At 39.8% G+C, this 19333-nt stretch carries 17 protein-coding genes; 8 read left to right on the top strand and 9 right to left on the bottom strand.

All coding sequences use genetic code 11. The features are described 5' to 3' along the window. The first annotated feature begins 280 nt into the window (after window positions 1-280). From E4665_RS15770 to E4665_RS15785, 4 genes are all read left to right on the top strand, one after another. Window positions 281-1168, top strand: a complete 888-nt coding sequence (locus E4665_RS15770) for a tyrosine-type recombinase/integrase (protein ID WP_135349764.1) — start codon at window positions 281-283, stop codon at window positions 1166-1168. A 320-nt stretch (window positions 1169-1488) separates the two neighbouring features. Further along, entirely contained in the window at window positions 1489-1689 is a 201-nt protein-coding gene (locus tag E4665_RS15775) for a hypothetical protein (RefSeq protein ID WP_135349765.1), read from the top strand. 108 nt (window positions 1690-1797) lie between these two features. Continuing rightward, window positions 1798-2355, top strand: a complete 558-nt coding sequence (locus E4665_RS15780; RefSeq protein WP_135349766.1) for a hypothetical protein — start codon at window positions 1798-1800, stop codon at window positions 2353-2355. A gap of 13 nt (window positions 2356-2368) precedes the next feature. Further along, window positions 2369-2728: a hypothetical protein gene (locus E4665_RS15785; RefSeq protein ID WP_135349767.1), complete on the top strand. Its 360-nt coding sequence runs from the start codon at window positions 2369-2371 to the stop codon at window positions 2726-2728. 475 nt (window positions 2729-3203) lie between these two features. Here the strand turns inward: E4665_RS15785 and E4665_RS15790 are convergent, their stop codons facing one another. After that, window positions 3204-3773 (bottom strand): TIR domain-containing protein, encoded by a 570-nt coding sequence (locus E4665_RS15790; protein ID WP_135349768.1) that lies wholly within the window; start codon window positions 3771-3773, stop codon window positions 3204-3206. Next, window positions 3763-4617 carry a macro domain-containing protein gene (locus tag E4665_RS15795; protein ID WP_135349769.1) on the bottom strand — a complete coding sequence of 285 codons (855 nt, stop codon included), beginning with the start codon at window positions 4615-4617 and terminating at the stop codon, window positions 3763-3765. Before E4665_RS15795 ends, E4665_RS15790 begins: the two co-directional genes overlap by 11 nt. Window positions 4618-4836: 219 nt before the next feature. On the opposite strand from E4665_RS15795, the gene E4665_RS15800 reads away from it, so the two are divergent. Beyond that, the gene (locus tag E4665_RS15800) at window positions 4837-5409 is read left to right on the top strand and encodes a recombinase family protein (protein ID WP_135349770.1); all 573 of its coding nucleotides are present in this window, start codon (window positions 4837-4839) and stop codon (window positions 5407-5409) included. Between the two features lies 1 nt (window position 5410). Continuing rightward, the gene (locus tag E4665_RS15805; RefSeq protein WP_135349771.1) at window positions 5411-6235 is read left to right on the top strand and encodes an abortive infection family protein; all 825 of its coding nucleotides are present in this window, start codon (window positions 5411-5413) and stop codon (window positions 6233-6235) included. A gap of 51 nt (window positions 6236-6286) precedes the next feature. Here the strand turns inward: E4665_RS15805 and E4665_RS15810 are convergent, their stop codons facing one another. From E4665_RS15810 to E4665_RS15840, 7 genes are all read right to left on the bottom strand, one after another. Continuing rightward, window positions 6287-7207, bottom strand: coding sequence for an abortive infection family protein (locus tag E4665_RS15810; RefSeq protein ID WP_135349772.1), 921 nt, complete (start codon window positions 7205-7207; stop codon window positions 6287-6289). 110 nt (window positions 7208-7317) lie between these two features. Continuing rightward, the gene (locus E4665_RS15815) at window positions 7318-9138 is read right to left on the bottom strand and encodes a P-loop ATPase, Sll1717 family (protein ID WP_135349773.1); all 1821 of its coding nucleotides are present in this window, start codon (window positions 9136-9138) and stop codon (window positions 7318-7320) included. A 398-nt stretch (window positions 9139-9536) separates the two neighbouring features. After that, window positions 9537-12503 carry a type I restriction endonuclease subunit R gene (locus E4665_RS15820; RefSeq protein ID WP_135349774.1) on the bottom strand — a complete coding sequence of 989 codons (2967 nt, stop codon included), beginning with the start codon at window positions 12501-12503 and terminating at the stop codon, window positions 9537-9539. Continuing rightward, window positions 12500-13687, bottom strand: coding sequence for a restriction endonuclease subunit S (locus tag E4665_RS15825; RefSeq protein ID WP_135349775.1), 1188 nt, complete (start codon window positions 13685-13687; stop codon window positions 12500-12502). Before E4665_RS15825 ends, E4665_RS15820 begins: the two co-directional genes overlap by 4 nt. After that, window positions 13684-15804: a type I restriction-modification system subunit M gene (locus E4665_RS15830; RefSeq protein ID WP_135349776.1), complete on the bottom strand. Its 2121-nt coding sequence runs from the start codon at window positions 15802-15804 to the stop codon at window positions 13684-13686. The genes E4665_RS15825 and E4665_RS15830 overlap by 4 nt, the downstream gene beginning before the upstream one ends. A gap of 88 nt (window positions 15805-15892) precedes the next feature. Continuing rightward, complete coding sequence (locus tag E4665_RS15835) at window positions 15893-16204, bottom strand: hypothetical protein (protein WP_135349777.1); 312 nt, start codon at window positions 16202-16204, stop codon at window positions 15893-15895. Window positions 16205-16246: 42 nt separating this feature from the next. Further along, complete coding sequence (locus E4665_RS15840; RefSeq protein WP_135349778.1) at window positions 16247-17023, bottom strand: ParA family protein; 777 nt, start codon at window positions 17021-17023, stop codon at window positions 16247-16249. A gap of 297 nt (window positions 17024-17320) precedes the next feature. Between E4665_RS15840 and E4665_RS15845 the strand changes: the two genes are divergently transcribed. Both E4665_RS15845 and E4665_RS15850 read left to right on the top strand, forming a co-directional pair. Continuing rightward, window positions 17321-17674 (top strand): helix-turn-helix transcriptional regulator, encoded by a 354-nt coding sequence (locus E4665_RS15845; RefSeq protein ID WP_135349779.1) that lies wholly within the window; start codon window positions 17321-17323, stop codon window positions 17672-17674. Window positions 17675-18328: 654 nt separating this feature from the next. After that, the gene (locus E4665_RS15850; RefSeq protein WP_135349780.1) at window positions 18329-19162 is read left to right on the top strand and encodes a replication initiation protein; all 834 of its coding nucleotides are present in this window, start codon (window positions 18329-18331) and stop codon (window positions 19160-19162) included. The last annotated feature ends 171 nt before the right edge of the window (window positions 19163-19333 follow it).

Here is a 19333-nt window from a genome sequence, read left to right on the forward strand (position 1 = left end):
CATACAAAGGAGTGGCTCCTTTTTCATTAATTTTAATCACCCAATCAGTGAAAATGAGAAAATCGTTACAACACTGAGTAAGTAAGCATTTTAGCTAATCAAATAGATTGGCCGTGAATAATTCAGGTTCTCTAAATATTTACAGAGGATATACCTTTTTTTGTTTTCATTGCTAAAAAATCTAGGTCTTCAAAAGCGTCATAAAAGTTGACTTTTATGTCACTTTCAACATATTCTCTAAATAAAGAAGTCCGTGTTTAAGGGAAAGCTGGTGAATATTTTGATTAAAAAAAGTGACATAAAAGTCATGGGTGGAGAAGATGACCCTATTCAGAGGCTCAGAAATAGAGAACTAAGCAAAGGAAAAGCTGAAGGAACGGTCAACTCTTATTGTTTTGAGTTGGAACGCCTGGACGTTTGGCTAAAATCAAGTGGCAGCTCGCTTGATCGGATCACTCGTTTCGACGTGCAGCAATACATCAACGCCTTGAGAGCTGGAAAGATTTTAAAAAACGGGAAAAAAGCAAGCGTGGCCACCACGGATCGGATTTTCGGTACCATCTGTGTCCTAGCTGATTTTCTTAAAAAGCCTCAGATCGTTGAGGATATCCGGAAACCAAAAAAATTGCCAATCAGCATGATCAGCCCGGAATCGTTGAGTCGAAATGAACGTAATAAACTTTTCCGTGATGTCGAACGGGATGGCAATCTGAGGAACATTGCAATCGTATACCTTCTTTCGTATTCCGGACTCCGGATTGAAGAGCTGGTTGAGCTTGACCGATCTGATGTTGAGGAGATCAAGCAAGGAGGTATGTTGACAATCGTCGGAAAGGGAAACAAGGAGCGAAAAACCCCTTATCCTGCTGAGGCTCGACGTGCGGTGCAAAAATACCTTGAATCCAGGAAAGATGACAGCCAGGCATTGTTTATCTCAAATTATAACCGGCGATTGACGAAGCGATCGGCCCAACGAGTCATCGAAAAATACGGGTTCCACGCTCACCAGCTGCGGCACACCTGTTTTCGCAACATGCTGAAAAGCGGTTGGGACATCGTTGAAGTAGCTCAATTCGCTGGGCACAAGTCAATCGAAACGACACGGAGGTATACGCTACCTTCACAGGAAGAAATCAACGAGAAGGCTGATAAAATTTATTCTGATTGATGATGAACAAAAGGAATTGAAAGAACTATGTCGAAAAATCACTACAATTCTACAGTGTGATATGTATTGTCTATAAATTTATCTTCAACCCTCCTCAGAGCATTCCACCAAAACATTTCCGGGGTGAAGAAGTTGAAATCCAGTGCCCTGTGGAGGCACCATGAAACGGACAAAAAAAATCCCAAGTAATTTGATTTTACTTGGGATGTGATGAGATCGAGTTGGCGATTTTGTTCTGCTAAAGCTTTCAGTATATACACACCGTATATACACATGATATAATTAAAACGTCAGGGAAACGGAGCGTGAGGTGAGGGAATATGAAACAGCAAATGAATATTCGATTAGATGAGGTACATCAGATACTTTTGGACGAGTCAGTTAAAAAATTGACAGTTGATGGCGTCAAAACAAACAAGACGGACGTAATCGAAAAAGCACTGTTCATGTATGCTCGGGACATTCTCGGCAGAGATAGAGTAACTAAAATCATTGATAATCATTATGTAGGGATGTACTGAGACAGACATGCAGATTTTAAGCGCCGTTCTTTAAATTATGGCATAATTAAAGCTAATATTAGCTGTAGACAAATATAAAAATAAGAATATAGCTTGGGGAAATCGACAGTGAAATTGACTTTGTTCCATGGAACCTTGGAAGATGACGCAATAAATATCTTAAAAGAGCGACGATTTGATTTTTCAAGTGGTGATAAACATCTTTTAGGAACGGGAATATATCTTTATGAAGATGTTAACCATGCTGAAGTCTGGGCAAGAATGAAGGCTAAACATTTTAGAAAAATTCCTGCTGTATTAGAGTTAAACATTGAAATAAACGATGAAAAGTATTTCAATTTGGATTATAGAGAACCTCAGGATGATTTTTTTAATGCTCGATGTTCATTTTTTAAAAAAATTAATTCTGGAAAGAAGCACGATAAAGAAAAAGTGGACGCATACTATACTGACAGTAAATTTTGTGATTTTCTTGTTGGTCTGTCAGGCGATGAATTATTAGCCAAAACATTCGTCTATGTTAATAAAAATGACCGTCCTTTGGTTCCAGTAAGGTATACTAATCAAAAACAAACCGACAGGAATATCACCAGACATTTTAGAACAGAAAAACAGTTTTGCTTAAAAAAAAATGAGGATATTTTAGACATAAAGCGGATTTTATAGGAGGTGTTTTATAATGACCGATCGTGAGAAAATTTTTAATGAGTACTTTGAAAATGTATCAAATGAACAATTAATGCGGGACCTTGAAGAAACAGGAATGTTTAGAAAGAAACCAGAAGAAGTTTTTGGAGAAGAACAAGATAAAAATCAAGGTACTACTTATGTTACTACAGTGGGGAAGCCGATGCCCATAATTGGTGTTAGGCCGGTTGGTGGAAGACAGAGAAGGCGTCCTCGTCATGTTCTTCGTTCGTTTGACGGAAGTTCAAAACTCGTTGGGAGAAAGCTTCCTGATGGCGTAAAGATAGTAACCAGGGATGCACAAGTTATAATCACCGGCAACGAAGCAGCGATCACTAGGAAAAACAAATAGCCATATTGTGTGTTTGAAACACAATTGTTTGTTTATTAAAGTCAACATACTGACAGGCCATCTAATGCAAATATCTTGTTATGAAAAGACACATACGGGAAAAAATCAGGATGGTTGCAATCATCCGTCTTCGTTAATGTCAAAATGTTCTTCACCTGAAAGCCCACTTATCAGTGCAAAAATCCAATTCACACTCACAAGGCTGGCGCTATTGCGTTGGCCTTTCTGATACAATCAAAATACAAAGAGACAGCACCGACCGAGTCTAGACAATAAGTCGCTTTTCTGTATACCTGTCTTTCTTAAAACTAGAAATAACCACTAAAAAAGCCGTCGAAATGCCAATATTAGACCACTTAATCAATCTCAATCTGCTTCCGAACTGCGATGTCGAGCAGTTCATTCTTGTTCAACTATTAAATGAAAAGGGATCCTCTCCTTGATATGGTTAATTTATGGGCATTATTATGATTTTTTATTGCTTATAAAAATATACATTAGCACTACATTTTGAATTTACCATAAAATCTTTATCATTTAATGCTTGTCTAATCAAATCCTTTTTATAAGGGATATGAATTGTTGGAACATCTGACATAGAATCTCGAAAAGCAGGAAGTTTATCCCATAAATTCTTAATCTCATCCTTAATTATGTTTGAACTATAATCTACAATATCGCTTTTATTTGAATATTCAGGATAAACAACTATTACTGGTAATCCACTGATTTTCATTCCAAAGTTCATTTCTTCACGAAGCGCCTTACTATTTTTTGTTATCGAACTTAAAAACAAAATTATATTTTTTGAATTATTTAACCTATCGTGTAGACGAGGCTTCAAAGTTTTTTCCCAATCACTCTCGTCTCTCACATTATAATTTTTATTATGTGAGTCATTAAAGGGAAAACTACTATCTGCAGCTTTCCATGCCTTTAATATGTTATAGGATGAAAAATCTTTTGTAGCTGCTGCACCCAGGTTACTCTGACTAAAAGGTTCACTAACGTAAAATGCTGAATAATTTCCATTTCTATATGTCATTTTTTTCAAACCCCTTTAATTTATAAAAATTTATTTTTTTATAATGGTCTCTATGAAGGAGAATGATAACTTTAGAAGGTTCTCTAAATTTTACCTTACTAATTTTAAAAGTCCAAAGCATTACTTCTAGCAATTGATGAGGAGTAGCATCAAAATCCTTGTGCCTCGTTATACCAGACCCCAACAATGGAACAACAACTTCTTGTCGAGCGTAGAGACTATTTATTTCATTCCAAAAATTTATTAAGCAATTAGCATATTCATATAATTTTAAACCAGCTTCGTTTTCTTCATTGAATTTCGAAAATGCGACGAGGAAAAAGTCCATATCTTTGTATACAGAACCCAAACGATAACGAATATTTTTCCCACCTAAAGGACGGTCTACATTTGTTTTGACTATTCTAAACTTCATTCGTGGGTCTTGAGCTATTTTTTTGTCTAAATCTGATTTATTATCTGCATAGTATTTATTTAAATATTGACCGTTCAAGGATGATCTTGATATTATTTTGTCATCTACTTCTGTATCAAAAAACTCATTAAAAGCGATCACTTTATAGATATTTCGAGGAAATGAAAAAATATCACCTTTTTTTATTTCAATTTCAGATCCATCAATAACTAATTTAACTTTTTTTATTAATAAACTCTTAAACAAATTAATCAGTACATATACAATGCTTATTACCACTAGTGCAATTAAAATAATTAGTTTGTAAAAGCTTTTGCTAAAATCGATAAAGGTAAGTACCGTTGTAGCTATTCCAAATAAAATTCCTGGGAAAGCCCAAGAATTTTTCCAAAAGTTCTTATCTTTAATAATATCTTTTACTTTCCACATAACATTCTCCAAAAATAAGTTATCTAAATTTTATTTTAGTCATTAGGAACGGAGTATACAATATTTTGTCTACCCTTTGTAAAAATCAATTATCATTTTTTAATCCCAACAAAGCAACATTGTCATAACTTAAAGTTTTAACGGCGATAATAGAGTCCAGTAAAATTGCGGTATCAGACGTTCTCATAACTTGTTGTCATAATTAGGAGTGAAAAACGGATGATATATGGGTATGCAAGGGTCAGCACCAGGGCACAACATCTTGATGCACAGATTGAGGATTTAAAAAAGGCCGGTTGTAAAAAGGTATTATCTGAAAAATTAACAGGAACAAAGGCAGAGCGTCCAGAATTTCAAAAATTATTGGCTATCCTAGCCAAAGGTGACACACTGACGGTAACAAAGCTTGATCGATTTGCGCAAAGTACATCTGACGCATTGACCATTATTAAACCACTGTTCAGAAAAGGTGTACGGGTCAACGTATTGAATATGGGCATCATTGAAGACACACCAACGGGCCGACTTACCTTCACTATATTTTGCGCCTTTGCTGAATTCGAACGTGACCTGATCGTAACAAGAACTCAAGAGGGGAAAGAAATTGCTAAGCAGCGCTCTGATTTCAGAGAAGGACGACCAAAAAAGTTCAACCGGCAACAAATTGAATTGGCACTTTCTTTGCTTGATAAGAACTCCTATACTAAGGTCAGCGAGATGACAGGTATTAGTAAAAGCACTTTAGCAAGAGCGAATCGAGCGAAACAGAAAATCATCAGGGAAGTGCATTAAGATGAAAAGGTTACCGCTAAATGATGAAATTGCAGTTGCGATTTCACAGGTAGTAGACGATGCTTTAGTGGCAACCCGTAAACCAAGTCATGCAGATATTGATAATATTATTCTTCGTAACAAATTGGATAAGGGTGATCCAAAGCTAAATGGCCAAAACACAAATATCGGTAAAGCAAAAAGAGTAATTGCCGTGTTGAATTGGGCTTTGGAATATGATCAGGAGGCAGGAGAATCTTTTGTTAGCTCTCTTCTATCGTTAGTCAGAGGATGTGGAGGGTTTAGGGAATCATCTCCAAACTTTGTCGGTCATGAATCCATTCAGAACCTCCAAAACTCATTGAAAGCGGAAGGGATTGCACTAACAAGCGATGGAATGGTCACCTCCGCTGTCTTGGATAGCCTAACTGACTTGGAAATGGAAGAAGCATTAGAGAACTACATTCGTCGTGCTAAAAAGGGAGCATCAGATGCGGCATTGTTAACAGGGACAAGCAAGGACCTATTAGAGGCCGTTGCTGCTCATGTTATCACAAGAATTAAGGGAAAATATCAACAAAGTAATTTTCCAACTCTATTAGGGCTTGCCTTTTATCTTCTAGGATTGTCCACTCCTGAAAGCAAAGGAATTAATGAGAGAATGTCGCGTATAGAAATTGCTATGTATCAATTAGGATGTTCCGTAAACAACCTGAGAAACAAACAGGGAACAGGACACGGACGACCATTTCTACCGACCGTAACTAATATAGAAGCTAAAGTTGCTATTGAGAGCATGGGATTAATTTCAGAATATTTATTAAATAAACTAAAAGAAACAATATAGGTTTTATTTTTGTTCGTAATGTTATTAATTAGTTCAAGCTGTGTCATCACATTAGGTGGTGAGTTGCCTTCGATCACCCACAGCCAAAACGAAGTCTGCCATTGTCATTGACGAATTAACAAACAACCGGGCATGATGCTCTGCGATATTTATGCGCTTAGATCCAACACCGTGGGAGTCGCTGTCCTTGTTTCTCATTTCAGCGATAGCGAAAAGAATCTTTTCAAGGCCCGAAAGCAGGCTGTTAATACGCTTGTCCATGCTCTTGTTCTGATGCATATGATAAAGCTGCTTAACCTGATTGTAGAGCTTGCCAATATCTCCGCTCTCGGATGGGGTTTCACCCCTTTTTTCAATCACATAGCAAAACACTTCTTCCAGCAAAGTCCTGGATTTGGTAATGGCGCTATCGTAATTTCCTTCGGTTACATCCTGCATTGCCCGCTCGGACAATCTCACTATGTAATCGCGGTCAATCGTTTTGATTGCAGGTGCAGCAACCTTTACAGGCGCGCCGATTTTCTTTATAACAAAGTGTTCTCCGACTTTTACTAATTCGTTGCCTCCAAAATACAAAATACCATTGATCTGATCAATTACATTTTCTACTATCTTGGTGTATGCGCATTCTATTACTTCAGGAGTGTATCCTTTGAGCTTTTCAACAAAATGTCGTTTTGAAAAAAAGAAGCTCAACAAGTCTGATTCCCGATGGTTCTCAATGCAATACACAAACAAATCGTCAAGATATGCCCATCTGCTCTGAGCTCCTCCATGATAGGGGTATGAAACCAACATTCCAAACCTATTGGATATGTCACAAAGCATAGGTCCGCTTAAATATGGCATCGAAATTTCTATAGTTTCATTTAAATCCGCCGTCCTTATTTCGCCCAAGTCGGTGTCTCCGTCCAAAATGGCAAGGATGTTCTTATCTCGTAGCAGTTTAAACGGATTATCTTGGTTTGTCATGCGCTGATCACCTCGCCTTTTCATCCTGTATTCCCATGAGACCACACCGAAAAAATAAATGCTGTTAATAACCCTGATGGTAGTAAATCACCGAATCTTTGTCATCACTTTTATATAATAAGACTCATATTCCAGTTTTGATATTCTTCACTAAAATATAGTATTTTTGCATTATGTTTAGCTCCAACAGTTGTAAACGAGTATATGTCATCTACGTATTCTTTTGATAAATTGCTAATATTTATAACTCCTTTGAAAATAGATCCATTGTTTTGAAATCTAACAATTATATAATTTGGAACAATCCTTATTACTGTCACTTGATAAATTTCATCTATTTGTGGTCTATTATCAATGGTCTTATAACTTCTAGTAGATATACCATTTTGAAGAGCCATGTGGATCATCATGCTCCATTCATCAGAGATTATTAAATCCTGATCCCCCTTATGCTGCCATCTATATGATTTTGGACTTCTCATGTAATTTCCAATAATGCCTAATCGGTATAAGTCTCTGAGGACTACTTCAAGTTTTTCCCCCAGAATAGTTCTAGAAAAATATCGTTCAACCCTATACTTTATTTCAGAAAATGAAAAAATTGATTTAAAACCTTTTATACACGAAATAATATCTTCAATTTCCTCTGACGTATATAGCGCTCGCATTTCCTCTTTGACTTCATTCCAGCTATCTAATGAATATTTCTTCCGTAATACTTCGAAAGTTGCTTGTTTAAAAGCAGTATCAGAACTATGAATTCCACTCTTTGCTGATGAAATCAATCTCACTATATCGCGGGGTTTAAACCAACTGTTATTGAGAATATAATTTGCGGGGTCAATATGATTGACCGATTCTGGAAACCATTTTCTTATTAATTCTTTGTAAGTCAGCTTGTTGCCAAATGCTTGTTCTGCAATATCAATTCGCTTTAATAGAATTTTTAAAATGGGATGTTCAAATGAATTGGTATTTGCATAATCCCAAACAAGGGGTACTTCGAAACCTGAAGTAACTTTATTCAATTCTTTTGAAATTATAAATCTATTAATTGCGTTTAAAATTTCAAGTCTAACAGAACAAATTATCTTAGTCTTAGTTTGAAAATACTTTGTTATGAAAGTGTTTAATTTTTTGACTGTAAAGATTAAATCTCTTATTATTTTTAAATCTCTTTTAAAAACAGATAATTCCCCATAGTATGCTTCCAATTCATCAACAAAAATATAATATGGTATATCTGACCGTATTAAATTTGGGAATATATGGTCCAATTCGTCAATTATACTGGTAAATGCTCTATACTCCTTTGTATCAAAAGATCTAGCTGATGAAAAACTCAAATCCAATTCCGGAGAAACCGTCACACCATTTGTTGTATTTGAAAATGGAATCGAAAATTTCATATGTTTTGGAATCAATAGCTTACCTTTGCCACTCTTTGTGGTAATTCTGGAGATAATTCTATCGAATTTATTCCAATTATCATCTTGAATAAAAAGGTTGCCACCATATTCTGAATTGTCTTCCCAAATTCTTTGGTAGAATAGCCATCTCCATATATATTCGAAATCTTGCCCATCCAATACAACATCATTTCCAAACGATATGGAGGATACCAATCTCTTTGACAACCTATCCATATCTTTTCTCTGCATATCTGTATAATCATCTTTAAAGAAAATAAACGATGAACATGTTGAGGAATCTATTTTTTTTAAACTATTATCTAGATAGTAAAGTAAAGCAGTTTTTCCAGTTCCCTTATAGCCCGTAATAAAGCAATAATTGCCCTGTAATAGATCGTCAATATTAAAATTATCTGGAATAACAAAACTCTCGATAAATTTATCGTAACCTTCTGTATTGACCTCATCTTTCGCATCAGGTTTCCCTGCATATATATCCTTGATTCGAACAGCTTGCACTCCGAACACCTCTCCATATATGTAATTCACACTAATATATCCAGAATTATACTCTATAACTCGAGTGGCACCGAGATTTTCACCTCAGTCTGCCACAGATTCCATACTTATCAATCCAAATTGGAATAGTCTAAAATTCGTAAATGTATATAATTTTACAGTACGTTCGCAAAGCAATGGTTGAACTAACAAAATTATAACCTGAGTTATACCTGTTTCTTGGATCTTCGGTCACTTCCAGACTCACTGTATGCCAACAAGTCAATATCAACATCCAGAACTTTACGGCATACCATTTATATTTTTCATTTGGTCTGCCGATGGGCAAAACTCTGCTTATAGCTTATCAAAGCATTTTTCAAACGGAACTTGTCAAATATGATTTCACTTCTTTACACTCAAGCCTTTCGCAGACTCTTGTATATCTCATCGGTGAAGATACCGAGTACCTGCTTTTTGATTTCATCATGGCCTAGAAGCAGCGAAAAGAAATCCTGGTTCTGAGAAAGACCTTCAATAAGTGCATCGTCAATGCCATCGAAATAAGAAAACGCAAAGTCCTTTACCGAATTGTTCTTGGCGCTCGTTTTCAGCTTATCCGATTTCAAAAGAATATCCCGGATCTGCAGCATTGCCTTGACGGCGACATCGTTGTCATACGATTTGCCGGTGCGGCTGTTGATCTCAGCAATAATTTGCGACAGGCGTTCTTCCTTTGCCTCGGTTAAACCAAAACTCTCCGCTACGGGTAATTTCATTACCGGAGAAGCGACAAGATCCGGTTTTTTGTGTTCCTCGCCCTTCTTTTGTAAAAAACGCGTAGCTTTGATTTTTCCGGAAAGATCATAGCCCTGGCCGGGGTGCTTGATGCTGATATAAGCGAGCAGATACGTGATGAAATTGTATTTCTTATGCAAGTCTGCATCCTCAAAGCAGGAAGCCTGAAGGAGAAACTCGTAGAAGCGGACAAAATGGCGCATGAGTGTCACCATCTCGGTCTGCTGCCGATCGTCACGGGCCTCAATAAGGTTCTTGGACTTCTTAAAATAGAAGGTCAGTTTCTGTTTGTCCTTGGAACTGATTTTTTCTTTATAGAGCAGGTCATTTGCCTTTTCGATATCATCCGGATCCAGGACCGCGTAGGCGTCAATCTTTGCTTCAAGGTCGTATATTGCCGTCGGCGTCACCGAATTGGACAGCAGCGTGGTCGTATAATACGGAGCAAACGCCGCCTTGATGTCCTCGTAGCTGTTGACGAAGTCCAGAATAAACGTTTTCTTATCATAGGGCGGGTAAATCCGATTCAGCCGGGAAAGGGTCTGAACCGCAGAGACGCCTTTCAGCTTTTTAAGGATATACATCGCGCAGAGTTTCGGCTGGTCAAAACCCGTCTGGTATTTATTGGCGACGAGCAGAACCTGATAATCGTCTTTCTCAAACGCCCCCGTCAGCTTGTCCTCAGAAAAGCCGTTCATGGACATCTCCGTAAATTCCTTGTCGTCATCCGGAAGCTTTACTTTGCCGGAAAACGCGACCAGTGCATGAATATCGGTATAGCCCTTCTTCGTGATATAGTCCTCAAAAGCCTGACGATATTTGACCGCGCCTTGTCTGGAAGATGTGATCACCATGGCTTTAGCCATGCCCCCGAGTTCCGTCATCACGGACGTACGGAAGTGTTCGATAATCACCTCAATCCGCTGGGCGATATTTGTTTCGTGGAGTTCCACAAAGCGGGCAATCTGACGCTTCGCCTCGGTGGTTTTACAGCGTGGGTCGTCCTTCACTTCTTTATTGATTTGGTAGAAGGTCTCGTACGTTGTATAATTCTGCAGTACGTCCAGAATGAAACGTTCCTCAATGGCCTGCTTCATGGAATAGACATGAAACGCCTCATACTGCCCCTTCGTGTTCAATCGGCCAAAAAGCTGCAGGGTCGTCGGTTTGGGCGTCGCCGTATACGCGAACATCGAGACATTGGCCTGCTTGCCGCTCTTCCTGATTTCATCCGTAATTTGGCTTTCAACGTCAGGCGCATCTTGATCACCGGCACCCAGCGACTGCGTCACCGCCGCCATGTCCTTACCTGACGTCGATGAATGGGCCTCATCGATGATGACGGCGAACCGCTTTGTTTTAAGCCCCGCAATGCTGTTAACGATGTACGGGAACTTCTGGATCGTGGTGGCAATGATTTTTGTATTGCCGTTCAGTGCAATGGCCAAGTCGCTAGACGTACACGTCTTGTCCATCACGCGAATCAGCCCAGCCTTGTGTTCTAGACCCAGGATGGCCTTCTGAAGCTGCCTGTCGACTACGACGCGGTCGGTCACAATGACGACATTATCAAAGATGATCTTGTTTGCGGCATCGTGAAGCGACGTCAGACGGTGTGCCAGCCAGGCGATGGAATTTGTTTTTCCGGAACCGGCGCTGTGCTGAATGAGGTAGTTCTGTGCCGTATGGTTTTCGCAAACATCGATGAGCAGCTTACGTATAACATCAAGTTGATGATAGCGTGGGAAGATGACGGCTTCTGAATTTTTGATTTTACCGGTGGCATCGTCTTTCTTCTCTTTGGTCTCAATGAAGATGAACTTGCTGATGAGGTCAAGCACCGTATCCTTAGTGAGGATGTCCTCCCACATATAGGAGACGCTGTACTTGTCCGGATCGATCGGATTGCCCGCACCGGCCGCCACGCCTTTGCCATTACCCCGGTTAAACGGCAGGAAAAAGGTTTCTTTTCCGGAGAGCCGGGTTGTCATATAGACTTCTTCCAGATCCATGGCAAAGTTAACGAGAACGCCGGACTTAAACCGGAACAGACGCGTCTTCGGATCGCGGTCCGTGCGATACTGATAGATGGCGTCCTCATAAGATTGGCCGGCGGCGTTGCACTTCAACTCAAAAGTCATAATGGCCAGGCCGTTCAGGAAGATCACAAGATCCATGCGCTCCGCGTCACTCGCCCAGACCTCCTCCATCACAGAGAAGATGTTCTTCTTGTACTTGGCCAAAAGCTCCTTGTTAAAGGTGGTTGCCGGCTGGGTATACATCAGGTCCAGCTTCATGTTCGACATCTCAATGCCGTGTTTGAGCACCTCGAGCAGACTTCCGCGGCTCTTGGTCGCCTCGCTATTAATGAAGCTAACGATTGTATCTTCAAGGCCCGTTTTGTAGATTTTCCGCAGTGCGCGCATCGCTTCCGGCTGCGTCTCATTCAGGAACTTATAGAGCATCTCCCGATCCATTGCAAACAGGCGGTCGAAGCTGGTCGCCTGACGGATGATATAGCCGTTGTCCTGTGCCAGACGTTCCATGATGAAATGCTGATAGTCTTTTTCACTGAGGATACGGTTCATACTGTGACTTCCTTTTTACCGGTGACGTATTCGTAAATGAGAGATTTTTTATAGTCATCAAGAATTTTAAGCTGAGTCTGTTTGTCCGAGATGACTTTGTCTATTTCAGTGCATTTAGCATCAAGGTACGAGACGATTTCTTTCTGTTCAACTATCTCAGGCATGGGCAATCGCATGTTCCCGTAGTTTGTTTGCGTCATTCCCGGTAATGTAGTTTGGGATATGTAATATTTGTAGTCAAAACAAATTGCAAGGTAATAGTAAAAGCGCAATAACATCATCGCGTTCTTTTCATGTGCATCAAATGCCGTGTCAACATTCCAATACCTACCTTCAATGAAGTGTGGAATATGCAAAGTTGCCCCCTTTCGACCAAGTAAAACAGTCGGTCCTTCTTTGTATTCGCCACAAGTTTTGAAGCTACCAGCTCCGCTACCATATACGGGTATATCTCCCTCACTTTTAGGATCTGATCCATTTTTGATTGTCATTACATATTTTGCGGGGATAATATTCCATGCAACCGGAATTTTCCCTATCCAGATAGCATAGCTGTCTTTCATCTCAACATCAGGATTCAATCCCTTTGTTACGGCTTCCGTGATCATGGAACGCTTATACTGCTCAAGGGTATCAATCTGGGACTGCACATCGGCGGTCAAAGCATCAATTTCGGCACATTTGGCGTCAAGGAAGGCGGCAATGCGGCGTTGTTCCAACGACGGAGGAACAGGAATAGATATTTTCTTCATATCGGTCCAACCTGTTGTCCACAGGTCATCTACGATACCATGCCCCCAACGATAAAACTCATCTGAAAATAACGGCGCATGAAATAACCAATTATAGTATTCAGGCATCATAGTTGTTCTTGGCTTTAGAACAGTGTTGATTAATGACACCGAACCATCATAAGCAGATATGCCACACGAACCACGTCTATCAGAGCGACTGTTAATAGAAAAGTCACCCTTACGAACCAGTTTTCTGTTATCGCCATCATCTGTTTTTGCCGCTGTTTCAAGTTGAGGAACAATTCCTTTCATGGTAACAGAAAGCGGTGGATAATCTTTGTCACTCACTTTTTCATTGCGTAATTCATAAAGCTCGCCAATTTTACCTGTACGCCATGCATCAGGCATCTTCCCTATCCACTCAGTTCCACTGTCTTTCATTTCTCTCATACCGTCGTCACCTTATCTCCAAACAGTTTCGCCACGCGCTCATTGACGGAGCGTTCCAGATCCATGAAATGAACCACCAGATCTTTGCTGGGCGTGGGCTGCTGATATTTGTAGAAATAACGGGTAAACGGGATCTCGGCGCCGGTTTTAACAACCGGATGCTTCGCGCCCAAATTTTCTTCGAAGAACGCTTTAGCATCAGGAATATGAGGCAATACTTCGCGCGCCATGTAGGTGTCAATATCTTCTTCGTATTTGACGATTTCCGTATCTTTTGTCTCTTTATCGTAGAGAACATGGCCCTTGCGGTCACGCTGAATCTCAGCCGCCTTGTCCATAACAGAAAGTCCGTCCGCAATCTTTTCGAGCAGCTTTTTATCGACGGTGACGTGTACAAGCACCTTGACCAGCACCGGCATAAAAGCTTCAGGTGCTGGATAGACGGTATCTGAAATAGCGGCCGTTAATGCTTCAATAATCGCGTCGTACGCCGGCTTGTTATTTTTATAGTTTTCGAGTTTCTTGGCGTCCTTGCCGGTCAGTTCCTCGGCGCTTTCGAGTTCCTCCACCTTTGCTTCATCATAAAGAGAGGACAGAGAACCCTTGGAGAGCATTGCGTCAATACGCTCCTGAGTGATCGCGTAGCTGCGCTGGAGGGGCTGCATCACCGTATACTCATGGTAGATGAACTCCTCATTCTTATAGATCTTGCACTGTTCATTTTCAGCGAAGTCGGCGTAGAGCTTGGTGATGGCCGCGCGGTCTTCCGGCGTAATTTCATTTCTCTTATTGCCTAGGGCTTTTCGCAGCTTGTGATAAATCGTTGAGGCGTCGATCAGCTGAATCTTGCCTTTGCGTTCTTCACGTTTGTTCTTGGAAAGCACCCAAATATAGGTCGCGATGCCGGTGTTATAAAACAGGTCGGTGGGCAGCGCGATAATGGCTTCGATCAAGTCGCTTTCCAGCATCCAGCGCCGAATCTGACTTTCACCGGAGGCAGTGCCGCCAGAAAACAGCGGCGAACCGTTTTCGATAATGGCGGCGCGACCATATTTATCATCCATTTTGTCGATGGCGGACTGTAAAAAGAGCATTTGCATGTCACCAGAACCCGGAAGGCCGGAGCCCCAGCGTCCATCCAGACCTTTGGCCTGCTCGTCTCGAACTGCCTGCTCAACGCCTTCGGCGGCGTCCTTGCCGCCCCACGGCTGGCCAAACGGTGGATTTTCCAATACAAAGCGCATCTTTATACCCTTAAAACGGTCTGCCTTCATCGTATCCTGATAGCAAATATTCTCCGCGTTCTGTCCTTTGATGAGCATTTCCGCCAGACAGATGGCATAGGATTCCGGATTGACCTCCTGACCAAACAGGCGGACATCGGCAGAAGGATTGTAACGCTTGATGAAATTATAGCCGGTGGAAAGCATACCGCCGGTGCCGCAGGCCTGGTCCAGTATAGTGATCACCTTTCCGTCGTCAAAAATATCGTCGCAGCCTTCGGCAAGCAAAATATTGACCATGGACTTGATAATATCCCGACCGGTGTAGTGGTCACCCGCCTCGGCATTTTCAGAAAATCTTCGGATGAGATCCTCAAAAATGTATCCCATCTTTACGTTGTCAATTGTGCGGGGATCAAGATCCAGTTCAGAGAACGCTTTAACCACACTGAGTAAGCGGTTGTTCTTGTCCATCTTATCGATCTGCTTCGAGAAATCCAGGCCTTTTTCAGCCGAAAGAAGAATTTCCTGAACATTAGCAGAAAAGCCCCGGATATAGCTTCTAAAGTTATCCGCAAGGTAGTCGGCTTCATTCACCAGTTCCGCCAAATCATAGTCGCTGGTGTTGTAAAACTGGAAGCCGGACACGCGATACATCGCCTTTGCCGGGAAATTCGGACTCGCCTTAAACTGGTCAATGACCGCTTTTTTAGTCGGCGCCAGTGCACATTCAAAACGACGGATAATCGTCATCGGAATGATGACGTCTTTATACTTATCACTCTGATACGGTCCACGCAGTTTGTTTGCGATGGACCAAATAAAATTGACTTCTTTAGACACATCAACAGGCGCGTCGTCCCACATTGCATCAATAACTTGTTTTTCTACCATGAATTAATTCTCCAATCGGCCGATTGTGGCTTGCTATAAATCAAATCTATACTATTTAAATTTAAATATAATTATATTTAAAAATAATTTAAATTAAACCTTTTTCCGAAAGAACTTGTTTCAAAACCGCGTTTACAAATTCAGATTTGAACCCTCGCCCTTTTCCCTTACTAATCCGATCGATAGCTTTGGCAACATCAGCATCCAAAACGAAGCCTTTCATAATGGTCTGCTTTTTGTTGTTTTCAATAAGGCTGTCAATCATGTCTGACTTTGTAGTAACACGTGTATTTTTTGATTCGTTAAGTTGATCTGTATTTTTACTAGGCACCGTATTTTCTGAGGAATTTATATCAGTAGAAGCAACGTCATTAAAACCAGCTAAGGTCCTTTTTTTCATAAATATTATTTAACCTCCGATTTAATTAAATATAACTTTAAATTAATTTAAAGTTAATTCATTATATAATTGACTATAACTATCCTTTAAAACGTTATTATTTTGAATAAGCGTTACGGGTAGGTTCTCGTAGGCAATACCTGAGGCGCCCCGTATGCTTCTTGGAATGACGGTATCATAGAGCTTTATATGGTTTTCCAGACAATACTTCCTACATTCCTGAAGAATTTGATCATGCAAGGCGGTGCGGCGATCGACCAGAGTCGCTACAACGCCATTGACCTCAAGCCTGTGGTTAATTTTTGATTTGAAGTCAACGATAAAGTTCAACATTTTGACTAGGGATCGCATTGAATATTTTTCTGGCTGGAAGGGGATCAGGACCTCGTGAGCGAAATTCAGGATATTTCCGGCCATGAGCCCAAGGTTCGGCGGGCCATCTACAATCACGATGTCATAGTGATTTAAGTCGGAAAGGTTACTTTTTAACAAATGGAAGGGCTTTTTATACTTCTTTTGGTCTGTCAGAACGTCGAATTCAAGAAACTGAAGATCATCATTTGCAGGCAGAATATCAATGCCTTCGTAGACCTTAACGATAGATTCCTTAGCAGTTGCCTTGCCAACCATTACATCGTAGATTGTGGTCTCAAATACATCAGGGTTTTTCCCGAATGAAAGAGAAACATTGCCCTGATTATCCCCGTCAACAATCAGAACCTTCTTCCCGTCTAGCGCAAATAAACCGGCCAGATTTACAGACAAAGAAGTTTTCAAAACGCCACCTTTGTTGTTAGATACGGCTAAAATACGCGTCACACTCTATCACCACACATAAACAAATTATAAAAATAATATATTTAAATTATATTTAAATTGTATTTAATAATCAATAAAAGATATTTTTTGCCATTGAATACAGAACACACGTTTACATATAATGAAAATATATTTGTGACAGGTTCCCCATAAAAAGTGATTAAAACATTCGATTATGGGCAGATAAAATATTAGCGATCATGTTTTATATTTCAAGTCACTATTGTTCCTTTAGAATTGTATTCCAAAGGATTATTAAATATAATAGACCTAAAAAATCACTAGGAGATTTTGACCATGAATCCATTTTTAACGAAACAGCGGGCCGTATTAAAAGTTTATTTATTAAATGAAATTGAACGTAGTAAGTCTTATGGCTGGCGCTATACAGAAGCGATTGCTGCACGTAATGCCGATTATCAACCCACACACTCTGAAATATACAAGGCGCTGCATGAATTGACAGCTGAAGGCATTATTAAACGGCACAAACAACATGTAATAGAGAAGGGGTCAGGGCTTTCAGAAGTGGTTCTTTATTCTTTTACTGAAGACGGCTACCACAAAGCACAGATCTATAAGCTGCAGGTGAAGAATGATCTAGAGCGTAGTAAACGATTAATTGATTCAATTATTGCTGATAACTATTAACTAATACTAAAATGACTACAGATTCTGCCTGAGTAGAGGTTACCTTTTAGAAGGTTCAGGTAGGGCTTCAAGAGCATTGTCTAACTTCCTGTATGGTTTGACCGTTGATTGTTTCAGATCTCAATATCTCACAATGGACATTTGAGTAAATCTATTGATATGTGATAAAAGAAACGCGCGCTTATAATATCTTTTAATAGATATTTAAAAGATATTTAAAGATATTTAAAGATTATTTTGGGAGAGCCAGGCGTCTTAGAGTCGCAAGGGGTTTGGGTTTTTAAAGCGAGAGATGGTGCGATTTAAAGCGAGAGATGGTGCGACTTAAAGCGAGAGATGGTGCGATTAAAACGAGGGATGGTGCGATTTAAATGTTAGATCGGATTTTGAGAAAGATAAGTACCCTACATGTAATTAAAACGAGGAATAGTGCAATCACAAAGCCAAATATAAGGTTGGTGGGTTGAATTGATCAGCATTAATATAAACAAAAAGCGAGCAATGGTGCGACTAATTGTAAAAAAGCGAGGGATAGTGCGACTCAAAAGCCTGGGTGCATCCTAATCATTGTCCTAAAAGCGAGCAAAATTATTTATAAAAACTTTTATCGCAATATGGTATTATTAAACACATAAAAGTATATAGGGGGTAGACATGACCAGGAATGTTAATCTTTTGATTGATAGAATGCCAGAAAAGCTTAGAAAAATGAATGCAAGGGATTATCAGGTGGTCAAGGCCAACGCTCTGATACAAAAAACTCGCTATGACCTGACATTGCAGGAACAGAAAATTATTTTGCATGTGATCCAATTGATAAAGCCAGAGGATAAAGAATTTCATCGCTACTTGTTGTCTATCAAAGAATATTGTCAGATTTGTGAAATGAATTATAAAAGCGGTAAAAACTATGAAAATATAAAAAAGTCCCTTAAATCATTGAGGGATAAAAGTTTTTGGTTAGAAACTGAGAATGGAACAGAAACGCTGATGAGTTGGCTTTCAAAAGTGCGTATCTTTGAAAATAAGGGTACGATTGAGGTTGAATTGGACAACGATTTAAAGCCCTACTTGCTGGAGCTAAAAAAGTTTTTCACGAAGTATAAATATCTATATGTCATGGCTATGCGAAGTAATTACAGCATCCGACTTTATGAGTTGTTGAAATCGTATGAAAACCAGCGCGGAATAAGGTTAACAATTGAACAACTCCGTAAAATGTTAGGTATTGGTGAAAAGAAATTAACCAAGTGGTATGACATTAGACGCTATGTCATAGATCAGGCACAAAAAGAGATCAATGAACTGACCGATATACAGGTGAAATATACCACGGTGAAGCAAGGACGCAGCGTATATGCGGTGGACTTTCATATATTTACGAAAGACGGAAAGCTGCAAAATGTGGCCCAGATGCGTGTTGAGAATCGTCTTAAAAAGGTTAAAGATGATTATCGGCTTCTAGACAGTTGGGGGAAGGATAGATAATGTGACCAAGCATTGTAAGAAACAGGGGACCTTTAGTTACTCACGATAATATCAGAAAAAACAAAAAGTAGTGGAAACGATAAACTTTGAACGTGTATGTCAGACATCCTCAGAGGCCTCAAAATAGCCCACAACAATATTTAATTCATTCATCTATTTTATAAGGCAGAT

Source organism: Sporolactobacillus shoreae, assembly GCF_004684935.1.
Lineage (GTDB): Bacteria > Bacillota > Bacilli > Bacillales > Sporolactobacillaceae > Sporolactobacillus > Sporolactobacillus shoreae.

Coding starts and splice junctions, on each gene's coding strand:
- E4665_RS15775 (WP_135349765.1), top strand. CDS start 1,489: ATGAAACAGCAAATGAATATTCGATTAGATGAGGTACATCAGATACTT.
- E4665_RS15785 (WP_135349767.1), top strand. CDS start 2,369: ATGACCGATCGTGAGAAAATTTTTAATGAGTACTTTGAAAATGTATCA.
- E4665_RS15790 (WP_135349768.1), bottom strand. CDS start 3,773: ATGACATATAGAAATGGAAATTATTCAGCATTTTACGTTAGTGAACCT.
- E4665_RS15795 (WP_135349769.1), bottom strand. CDS start 4,617: ATGTGGAAAGTAAAAGATATTATTAAAGATAAGAACTTTTGGAAAAAT.
- E4665_RS15800 (WP_135349770.1), top strand. CDS start 4,837: ATGATATATGGGTATGCAAGGGTCAGCACCAGGGCACAACATCTTGAT.
- E4665_RS15805 (WP_135349771.1), top strand. CDS start 5,411: ATGAAAAGGTTACCGCTAAATGATGAAATTGCAGTTGCGATTTCACAG.
- E4665_RS15810 (WP_135349772.1), bottom strand. CDS start 7,207: ATGACAAACCAAGATAATCCGTTTAAACTGCTACGAGATAAGAACATC.
- E4665_RS15820 (WP_135349774.1), bottom strand. CDS start 12,503: ATGAACCGTATCCTCAGTGAAAAAGACTATCAGCATTTCATCATGGAA.
- E4665_RS15825 (WP_135349775.1), bottom strand. CDS start 13,687: ATGAGAGAAATGAAAGACAGTGGAACTGAGTGGATAGGGAAGATGCCT.
- E4665_RS15830 (WP_135349776.1), bottom strand. CDS start 15,804: ATGGTAGAAAAACAAGTTATTGATGCAATGTGGGACGACGCGCCTGTT.
- E4665_RS15835 (WP_135349777.1), bottom strand. CDS start 16,204: ATGAAAAAAAGGACCTTAGCTGGTTTTAATGACGTTGCTTCTACTGAT.
- E4665_RS15845 (WP_135349779.1), top strand. CDS start 17,321: ATGAATCCATTTTTAACGAAACAGCGGGCCGTATTAAAAGTTTATTTA.
- E4665_RS15850 (WP_135349780.1), top strand. CDS start 18,329: ATGACCAGGAATGTTAATCTTTTGATTGATAGAATGCCAGAAAAGCTT.